We start from the raw sequence: 8,674 nt of genomic DNA, 5'->3' as shown, positions 1-8,674 counted from the left end.
CGGGTCAGCATCGGTTCTGGTTCATGTGGGATGACCTGGTGCGGGGGGCGATCGGTGCGGTGGTGCTGGTCGACACCCGGCGGCTGGCCGACAGTTTTCCCGCGGTGGACTATTTCGAGGAGGCCCGTCTGCCGTTCGTCGTCGGCGTCAACGGCTTCGACGGGCAGTTTCCGCATGCCGAGGAGGAGGTGCGGGAGGCGATGACGTTGTCGCCGCACATTCCGATCGTCCGCACCGACGCGCGGGACCGGGAATCGGTCAAGAGCACCCTCATCGCGCTCGTCGAGCACGCGCTGACCATGCGTGTCGCCGTTCCCGGCCCCGGGTCTTACTGACGTCGCGGTCTGAGTGCCGAGCCCCCGTTCAGCGGGGAACGGCCTCGATCAGGCTCGCCCCGGCGGGCAGCGGCAGGACGCGGGAGAGCGTGAAGCCGGCCTCCCCGAGCAGCCGGGTGTGTTCGCTCAAGGTGCGCTCCCTGCCCCCATCGGTCACCGCGAGCATGCGCATGTCGAGGTCCTTGCCGATGTGCGGCGTGGCGTCGTCAGGCAGCACCATCTCCAGCACCAGCAGCCTCCCGCGGCCGGTGAGCGCCGTGCGCACGTTGGACAGGATGCGCAGGCACGCCTCGTCGCTCCAGTTGTGGACGACGCTGGCCAGTAGGTAGAGGTCTCCGCCGGCGGGGACGCCCTCGAAGAAGTCGCCGCTCTCGAACTCGCACCGGTCGCCAAGGCCCCGCGCGGTCAGCGATTCGCGGGCGTCCTCGACCACGTGCGCGATGTCGAAGAGCACGCCGCGCATGTCCGGATGCCGGTCGAGCACCGCCGCCAGCAGATGCCCGGTTCCTCCGGCGACGTCCACGAGCGTCCGTACGCCGGTGAAGTCGTAGGCGGTGGCCAGAGCGGCCTCCATCGGTGCCGCGCGGATGGCCATGTACTCGTTGAACAGCCGGGCGGCCTCGGGACGCTCCTGGAAGTAGCCGTACAGCGGGCCGAAACGGCCGATGAAAGCCGACCGCCCGTCGCGTACGGTCCGCGCCAGGTTGCCCATCGCGTACCAGTACCCGTCCTCGGCGGCGACGCGTACGGCGGAACGCAGACTTCCGGGGACGCCGTCGCGCAGCGTCCGGCCCTCCTCGGTCAGCTCGTACACCCCGGGGACGAGGGCGCGGACCACGCCGACCGTCTCGAGTTCCCGCAGCACGCGTGCCAGGGAGGGCTCGTGCGCGTCGCACGCCTTGGCGAGCTCCGACACGCTCATCGGGCCGTCGGCCAGGTGCTCGGCGCAGTTCAGCTCGGCCATCGCGGCGAGTGCGGCGAACCGGGAGAGCCCGGCGATGGCGTCCCAGACGGGGCCGGTGGAGTCGATCAATGTTTCTCCAGAACGGTGGGGGTGGGGGAGCCGCCCCTGACCAGGCGGCCCACTTCGGCACGTAGCCGGACGAACGCGCCCAGCTGGCGCGTCGCTATCTGGTCACGTGATCGGCCCAGGTCGACCGGCAGGTCGGCGGCGACCCGGGTGGGCGACCGCGTGAGGACGATCACCCGGTCGCCGACGTAGACGCTCTCGTCGATGTCGTGCGTGATCAGCAGGGTCGTCATGCCGTGGTGCGCGCACACCCGCAGGACCAGGTCCTCCAGGTCCTCGCGGGTCTGCGCGTCGACCGAGCCGAACGGCTCGTCCATCAGCAGCAGGGACGGCCGGTAGGCGAGAGCGCGGGCGATGGACACCCGCTGCTGCATCCCGCCGGACATCTCCCAGGGGTACTTCTCGGCGGCGTCGGCCAGGCCGACCTGGTCCAGCGCGGCCATCGCCGCCTCCCTGCGGCGCCGCCGGTCCAGCCCGCGGCGCCGCAGCGGCAGCGCCACGTTGTTCGCGGCGGTCATCCAGGGATAGAGCGAGCGGCTGTAGTCCTGGAAGACGACGGCCAAGTTGTCGGGGATGCGCTCCACGGGCCGTCCGTCGATCAGCACCCGGCCCCCGGTGGGGCGGATGAGACCGGCGACGGACCGCAGCAGCGTGGACTTGCCGCAGCCGGAGGGGCCCACGACGCAGACGAGCTCCCCCTCGGCGGCACGGATGCTCACCCCGTCGAGAACGCGATGCGAGCCGTACGAGTGGACCAGATCGGTGATCTCGAGCACGATGCCTTCCTAGGTGGTCTGCCTGGCGTTCCTGTGCCAGGCGAGAACCCGCCGTTCCAACAGCAGGAACGCGGAGTTGAGCAGATAGCCGAGGAGGCCGAGCACCACCAGACAGCCCCACATGTCGGCGTAAAGATAGGTGCGCTGCGCCGACAGGAGCCGGTAGCCGAGGCCGCCGGAGCCGGCGAAGATCTCCGCCACGATCAGCAGGATCAGGGCCAGTGAGAGGGCCAGCCGCAGCCCGGCGAAGATCTTGGGCATCGCGGCGGGCACGATCACCCTGGTGAGCCGCTGGACCGTCGAGAACCCGAAGATGCGCGCCGTCTCCAGGTGCTGCCGGTCCACGGTCCGCGCGCCGTCGATCGTGTTGACGAGGATCGGCCAGATGATCCCGAACACGATCGTCGCGAGCTGGGCGGGGGTGCCCAGCTTCAGCAGGGCGAGGAAGAAGGGCACGAGCAGCGGCGGCGGCACGGCCCTGCCGAGGTGGATGAGCGGGTCGAGGTAGTCGGACAGGCGGGTGGAGCAGCCGATGGCGACCCCGGCGGCCACCCCGATCACCGCGGCGAGCGCCCACCCGGCGAACAGCCGGGCGAGGCTGGGACCGAAGTCGCTCATCGCCTGCTCGGTCAGCAGGAGACGGGAGGGAGGGCCGGACAGCCACATCTCGCCCATCCGGACCAGCGTCGCCGACGGGGGAGGGAAGAACGGCTGCTCGGCGACGCGGGTGGCGATCTCCCAGGCCACCAGTGTCACGGGCACCAGCCACAGACGGCCGACGGCTCTGATCGCGTTCATCGGGCGACTCCGGCGCGTGCGTCGTGCCAGCGGAACAGCCTGCGTTCCACCGCGACCAGGGCGGAGTTGGACAGCACGCCGAACAGGCCGGCCCACAGGGTAGCGCCGAGCATCAGGTCCATCCGGTTACCGCTCGCGGCCTCCATGATGTAGATCCCGACGCCCTCGGCCCCTCCGGCGAGCAGTTCCGCGCTGATGACGAGGATGATCGCGGTGCCGGCGGCGACCCGGATCCCGGTCGCGATGAAGGGCGCGGCGCTGGGCAGCGCCACCCGGAGCAGCACCGACATCGGACCGAAGCCGAAGCTGCGCAGGGTCTCCTTGGCCAGCGGGTCGACGTCACGCAACGCGTAGATCGTGTTGATGACGATGGGCCAGGACGCCGCGTAGACGACGACGGCCACTCTCAGGTGCAGGTTGTCGCTGAACAGAAGGATCGCGAGCGGGACGACGGCGACCGAGGGAATGGGCCGGAGGAACTCGATCAGCGGCCGTACGGCGCGCTCCACGGGCGGCAGGGCGCCGAGCGCGAGCCCGGCGGGGACCGCGACCGCCACGGTCAGCAGCAGCCCCAGTCCCCACGCGGCGAGCGTGGCCCGCGCGTCGGCGAGGAACTCCTGGTCGGCGAGCAGTTCCGCCGCGCCGCGCAGGATCGCGGACATGCGCGGCAGGAAGCGGTCGTCGATCAGGCCGGTCGCGCCGACGATCTCGGCTGCGGCGAGGAACCCCGCGACGCCGGCGACGCCGCGGAGGACTCGTGCGTGTTCCATAGCGGGTGCGGGGTGTCCGTCAGTTCGCCGGAGGCTGCAGGATCATCGACTTCACGTCGAGGTCGTTCTTGATGTAGCCGTACTCCTTCATCAGGCTGGCCACCCGCTGCAGCCGGGTCTCGCTGAGCGAGGTCGGGTAGGAGCCCAGGGAGATGACGGCCGCGGTCGCGGCGTCGATCTTCGTGTACTTGGGCAGCGTCTCCTCGACGATTTTGCGGTCGTTCGCGACCAGCGCCTGAGCCTTGCCGAGCGCACGCTGGAACGCGGCTATCGCCTTGGGGTATTTGCCCGCGGTGGCTTCGGTGGTGAACCAGCCGGCGATGGGCAGATTTTCGGTCGGTCCCGTCATCTCGTCGACGACGATTCTGCCGCCCGCTTTCGATACCACGGTGATGAACGGCTCGACCATCGCCGCCGCGTCCACCTGGCCGTTTTCCAGAGCGCCGGGCATGTCGGGGAACGTCTTCTCCACGAACTGGTTCGGAGTGGCGGTCACCCCGGCCACCTTCATCTGCACTTCCGCGGTCAGCTGGCTGACACTGTTGAGCACATTGACCGCTATGGTCTTCCCCTTGAGGTCTGCAACACTTTTGATCGGGGAGTCCTTTTTGACCATAATGACGAAAGCGCCGGGAGCGGCGCCGTAACTGTCCGAAACATACTTGAACTTGCCCGCGCCCTTGTCCTGGGCGAGGAAGGTGCCGACGTAGGCGCCGAGCGAGATGTCGAGGCTGCCGCCCAGCAGCTTCTGGGTGGCGACGGCGCCGCCGGCCACCACCTCGGGCTGGACCTCCAGGCCCTCGGCCTTGAAGAACCCTCTCTCGATGGCCACCTGCAACGGCGCGCTGTCCGGCACCGGGATCGTGCCCACCTTCAGCGTCGTCTTCTCCAGCCCGCCGGTCTCGGGAGCGGACGACGTCGTGTCGGAGCTGCCGCAAGAAGTGAGCGCCAGAACGGCCACGATGCCGCCGGCGAGAGTACGCCTCAAATGCCTCATGGAATCTCCTTGTCTGGAGTGTTGAGGTGGTCGCTCGCGACGGGCACGTCCCGCGCGGAGGGCGACGGGCGAGAAGCGTACAGGAACCGTACGGATTCAGTGGGTTTGAATGACATTTATAGTCAAATCGAGGGATTAAGCCACCTCTGTCATCCTTTGGAATTACGGCCGGGGGCCTGGACCGGTTCCACAGGGAGATTCGGCGCGCATTCCATGTCCGATATCACGTCCAGCCTGATCGCCGTCCTGTCGCACTCACGGATATAGGCCGGGGCGAAACGCTGGACCGCTCCAATATCCCAAGCTCTTTGTCTATCTCGACGCCTTATGCTCAAATTGCCCGGTGATGTGCGGGCTCTCGCATTGAAAGCGACCCCCACGCCTTATCCCTGAGATCAGCCGCGAGAGGTTGCGCCAGTGAGGACAGCAACGATCGAGAGCGGTCGCCGCGCCGAACCAGAACCGGTCGCCGAGCCCACCGCCGGCGCCCCCTCCGTGAACGGCGCGCCCCCCGCCGACCCGGCGACCGGCAACTCGATTCAGTTGAAGAACTGGCGGGTGCGGACCCGGCTCGTCGCGTTGATCGTGCTGCCCACCGTCGTCGCGGTCCTGCTCGGCGGCCTGCGGGTGACGAGCTCGATCGCCAGCGCCGCCGAGTACCAGCGGGTGCGCGACGCCGTCGAACTCGTCGGCAACATCGGCGTGCTCCTGCACGAGATCCAGCTGGAGCGGGACCTGTCGGTCAAGTACGTCGCGGGCGGCCGGCGCGACGGCGACTTGCTCACCCTCGTGAACAACCAGCAGGACGCCGTGAACGCGGCGGCGCAGCAGGTGCGGGCACGGGCGGGGACGAGCGGGGACGCGCTCGGCGAGTTGGGCAGGGCGGATCTGTCGCGTGCCCTGGCCCGGCTGGCCGACCTGACCGCGTTCCGCAAGATCGTGCTCGACTCGCAGCTCCCGGCGCTGCGCGGCATCGAGAAGTACCGGCTCGTCACCGACGACCTGCTCAAGCTGTACGACGCGGCGGGCCAGGGCGTGCCCGACGAGGGTCTGTACGCGAGCATCAAGGCGCTCGGGGCGCTCGTCCGGGCCAAGGAAGCGGTGTCTGAGCAGCGCGCGCTGCTCGCGGCGGGATTGGTCAGGCAGCGGCTCGACCAGGCGGAGCTCGACGCGTTCACGGGCGCGGCGGCCAGGGAGCAGAGCGAGCTGGCGGCGTTCACCGCCGTGGCCACGACCGACGAACGGCAGCTCTACAACGACACCGTCACCGACCAGAAGGTGGACAGGGCGCGGTTCTTCATCGACCGGGCGCTGTATCTCGTGCGATCCGGGCAGCCCATCCGCAACCTCAGCGGCAGGGGGACCGACGCCGACCTCTGGTTCGACGCGATCAGCGAGCAGGCCGACCTCATGCGCGACGTGACCGACGGACTGACCACGTCCATCGTCGCCCGCAGCACCGCCCTGCAGGACTCCGACCGGAACGTGGCCGTGCTCAGCGTCAGCATGGTCGTCGTCGTCCTGGTGCTGGTCCTGCTCATCACCGCCGTCATGGCGCGCTCCCTCGTACGGCCGCTGCGGCGGCTGCGCAGCGAGGCGCTCGAGGTCGCGGGGCACCGCCTGCCCGCCCTGGTGCAGCGGCTGCGCGACTCCGATGCCGGCGCGGCGGCACAGGCCGAGGTGCAGCCGATCGGCGTGGTGTCCGCCGACGAGATCGGCGAGGTCGCGCGGGCCTTCGACGAGGTCCACCGCGAGGCGATCCGGCTGGCGGGTGACGAGGCCCGGCTGCGCAGCAACGTCAACGCGATGTTCGTGAACCTGTCGCGGCGCACGCAGACGCTGGTGGAACGCCAGATCACGCTGATCGACGGCCTGGAGCAGGGCGAGCAGGACGAGCAGCGGCTCGGCGACCTGTTCAAGCTCGACCACCTGGCGACCCGCATGCGCCGCAACAGTGAGAACCTCCTGGTCCTCGCCGGGCAGGAGCCCGCGCGCCGCTGGAGCAGGCCCGTTGAGATCACCGACGTGATCCGGGCCTCGCTGTCGGAGGTCGAGGGATACGAGCGGGTGATGCTCAACTTCCCCGGTGACGTGTCGATCGCGGGGCAGGCCGTCAACGACGTCATCCACCTGCTCGCGGAGCTGGTGGAGAACGCGCTGTCGTTCTCCCCTCGGGACACGAGAGTGGTGGTCTCCGGCAACCGGATCGACGGCGGCGGCGTGATGATCTCCGTCACGGACTCCGGCATCGGCATGACGCCCGACGAGATCGCCCAGGCGAACTGGAGGCTGGCGAACCCGCCGGTGGTCGACGTGTCGGTGTCGCGTCGGATGGGCCTGTTCGTGGTCGGCCGTCTCGCCGTGCGAAACGGCATCAGGGTCCAGCTCAGGCCGCACGACGGAGGTGGGCTGACCGCCATGGTCCTGCTGCCGGAGTCGATCGTCAGCCGGCCCGCGTTCCAGCCGGAGTCCTATCAGGGCGCGTTCGCCCCCGGCTGGAGCCCGCGGCAGGCCGGGCAGGGATCGCCGCAGCAGGCCATCGGGGAGTGGGGCCGTCAGAACGCGCCGGCCGCCGGGGTCGCCGCGCCGACCCTCCACGATCCGCTCAGCCGGTTGCGAGGCCGGTCGTCCGGCATGGACGAGGCGGCGACCGGGCCGCTGCCCGCGGTGACCGGGCCGGTTCCCGCGAGTCCGGCGTTCATGAGTTCAGGCGCGGCGCCGGCGACGACCGGCCCCGTCGCCGTCTCCGGCCCGATACACGGCGCTCCCGTCGCGTACCCGGCCGGGGCGGAGACCGGGCCGCAGGCGGCCGAGGAGTACCTGCCGATCTTCGCCTCCGTCGAGTCCGCCTGGTTCAGGCGCGAGCCCGCCGGTGACACCGGGTCGGGGTGGCAGCAGACTCCCGCGGTCGAGGCCGGATGGCAGGCCGCGGCCGCGGTCACGGAGAAGCCCGCGTCGGACGGCACGACCATCTCCGGCCTGCCCAAGCGGGTGCCGAAGGCCAACCTGGTGCCCGGCTCGGCGGAGCCGCCCGCCGCGCCCGCGGCCGCGTCCCCGCAGCCGCTCCTGTCGCCCGACCGCGCCCGCAGCCGGCTGGCGAGCTTCCAGCGGGGCGTACGGCAGGGCCGGGCGGTGGCCCGGGGCGAACTGAGCGAGGACGAGGGCTATCCGACGGCGAAAGGGGACGGCGCATGAGTGAGTTGAGCCAGGGGGCACGCGGCCTGAACTGGCTGATCAGTGATTTCGCGAGTTCGGTTCCCGGCGTGGCGCACACCGTGGTGGTGTCGGCGGACGGGTTGCCTCTGGCGTTCTCGCAGGGTTTCCCGAAGGACCGGGCGGATCAGCTGGCGGCGGTGGCGGCCGGGTTGATCAGTTTGACGCAGGGTGCGTCGCGGGTGTTCGAGGGTGGCCCGGTGACGCAGACGGTGGTGGAGATGCAGCGGGGGTTGTTGCTGATCATGTCGATCAGTGACGGTTCCTGTCTGGCGGTGCTGGCGGCGGCGGACTCTGATCTGGGTCTGGTGGCCTATCAGATGACGTTGCTGGTGGAGCGGGCGGGTCAGGTTCTCACTCCCGCGGTCCGCGCCGAGCTCCAATCCGTGTCCTACCCCCGGAGGTGACGCGATGGATCCATGGGGCCAGGACCCCGGTGCGGACCCGTGGGGACGGCAGCCGGGCGCTCCCGTCCCCGAGGAGCCCGCGTCCCCCGTCCGCCCGTTCACCGTGACCGGCGGGCGTACGACGCCCCGCATGCAACTCGCGCTGGAGGCGCTGGTCTCCTCCGCGACGACCACGCACTACGACCTGTCCACGAGGCCGCCGGAGCATCGGGCCATCGCCTCCCTGTGCCGTCAGGTGCGGTCGGTGGCGGAGGTGTCGGCGTTGCTGCGGATTCCGCTGGGTGTGGTTCGTGTGGTGATCGCGGACATGGCGGCGGAGGGGCTGGTGCATGTGCATCAGCCGCAGTT

The 8,674-nt window shown here is 70.1% G+C and carries 9 protein-coding genes; 4 read left to right on the top strand and 5 right to left on the bottom strand.

From position 1 onward, the window contains the following. Positions 1-335 (top strand): ATP/GTP-binding protein (locus HHX31_RS33270; protein WP_169953749.1); only part of this gene is annotated, 335 nt, incomplete at its 5' end. Between the two features lie 28 nt (positions 336-363). Here the strand turns inward: HHX31_RS33270 and HHX31_RS33265 are convergent. The 5 genes from HHX31_RS33265 to HHX31_RS33245 are packed head-to-tail and all read right to left on the bottom strand — an operon-like array spanning position 364 to position 4,706. Next, positions 364-1,368, bottom strand: coding sequence for a methyltransferase (locus tag HHX31_RS33265; RefSeq protein WP_249347395.1), 1,005 nt, complete (start codon positions 1,366-1,368; stop codon positions 364-366). Beyond that, positions 1,365-2,141 (bottom strand): ABC transporter ATP-binding protein, encoded by a 777-nt coding sequence (locus HHX31_RS33260; protein WP_169953747.1) that lies wholly within the window; start codon positions 2,139-2,141, stop codon positions 1,365-1,367. Before HHX31_RS33260 ends, HHX31_RS33265 begins: the two co-directional genes overlap by 4 nt. Positions 2,142-2,150: 9 nt before the next feature. After that, on the bottom strand, positions 2,151-2,939 hold the full coding sequence (locus HHX31_RS33255) for an ABC transporter permease (RefSeq protein WP_169953745.1): 789 nt from the start codon (positions 2,937-2,939) through the stop codon (positions 2,151-2,153). Beyond that, positions 2,936-3,709: an ABC transporter permease gene (locus tag HHX31_RS33250; RefSeq protein ID WP_169953743.1), complete on the bottom strand. Its 774-nt coding sequence runs from the start codon at positions 3,707-3,709 to the stop codon at positions 2,936-2,938. Before HHX31_RS33250 ends, HHX31_RS33255 begins: the two co-directional genes overlap by 4 nt. 19 nt (positions 3,710-3,728) lie before the next feature. Continuing rightward, positions 3,729-4,706: an ABC transporter substrate-binding protein gene (locus tag HHX31_RS33245; RefSeq protein WP_249347392.1), complete on the bottom strand. Its 978-nt coding sequence runs from the start codon at positions 4,704-4,706 to the stop codon at positions 3,729-3,731. Positions 4,707-5,123: 417 nt separating this feature from the next. Here HHX31_RS33245 and HHX31_RS33240 point away from each other — a divergent pair, with 417 nt between their 5' ends. From HHX31_RS33240 to HHX31_RS33230, 3 genes are all read left to right on the top strand, one after another. Next, entirely contained in the window at positions 5,124-7,901 is a 2,778-nt protein-coding gene (locus tag HHX31_RS33240; RefSeq protein ID WP_311932498.1) for a nitrate- and nitrite sensing domain-containing protein, read from the top strand. Further along, positions 7,898-8,326 carry a roadblock/LC7 domain-containing protein gene (locus HHX31_RS33235; RefSeq protein WP_169953741.1) on the top strand — a complete coding sequence of 143 codons (429 nt, stop codon included), beginning with the start codon at positions 7,898-7,900 and terminating at the stop codon, positions 8,324-8,326. Before HHX31_RS33240 ends, HHX31_RS33235 begins: the two co-directional genes overlap by 4 nt. A 4-nt stretch (positions 8,327-8,330) precedes the next feature. Further along, positions 8,331-8,674, top strand: a 344-nt coding sequence (locus tag HHX31_RS33230) for a DUF742 domain-containing protein (RefSeq protein WP_169953734.1), incomplete at its 3' end; no start/stop codon positions are given.

Source organism: Microbispora sp. H11081 (assembly GCF_012999535.1).
Classification (GTDB): domain Bacteria; phylum Actinomycetota; class Actinomycetes; order Streptosporangiales; family Streptosporangiaceae; genus Microbispora.
The sequence above is the reverse complement of the archived record's forward strand: the minus strand, read 5'-3'. Positions and strand labels throughout refer to the sequence as shown.

Bases quoted from the DNA above. Each gene is read 5' to 3' on its own strand.
- HHX31_RS33255 (WP_169953745.1), bottom strand. From the start codon at position 2,939: ATGAACGCGATCAGAGCCGTCGGCCGTCTGTGGCTGGTGCCCGTGACA.
- HHX31_RS33250 (WP_169953743.1), bottom strand. From the start codon at position 3,709: ATGGAACACGCACGAGTCCTCCGCGGCGTCGCCGGCGTCGCGGGGTTC.
- HHX31_RS33245 (WP_249347392.1), bottom strand. From the start codon at position 4,706: ATGAGGCATTTGAGGCGTACTCTCGCCGGCGGCATCGTGGCCGTTCTG.
- HHX31_RS33235 (WP_169953741.1), top strand. From the start codon at position 7,898: ATGAGTGAGTTGAGCCAGGGGGCACGCGGCCTGAACTGGCTGATCAGT.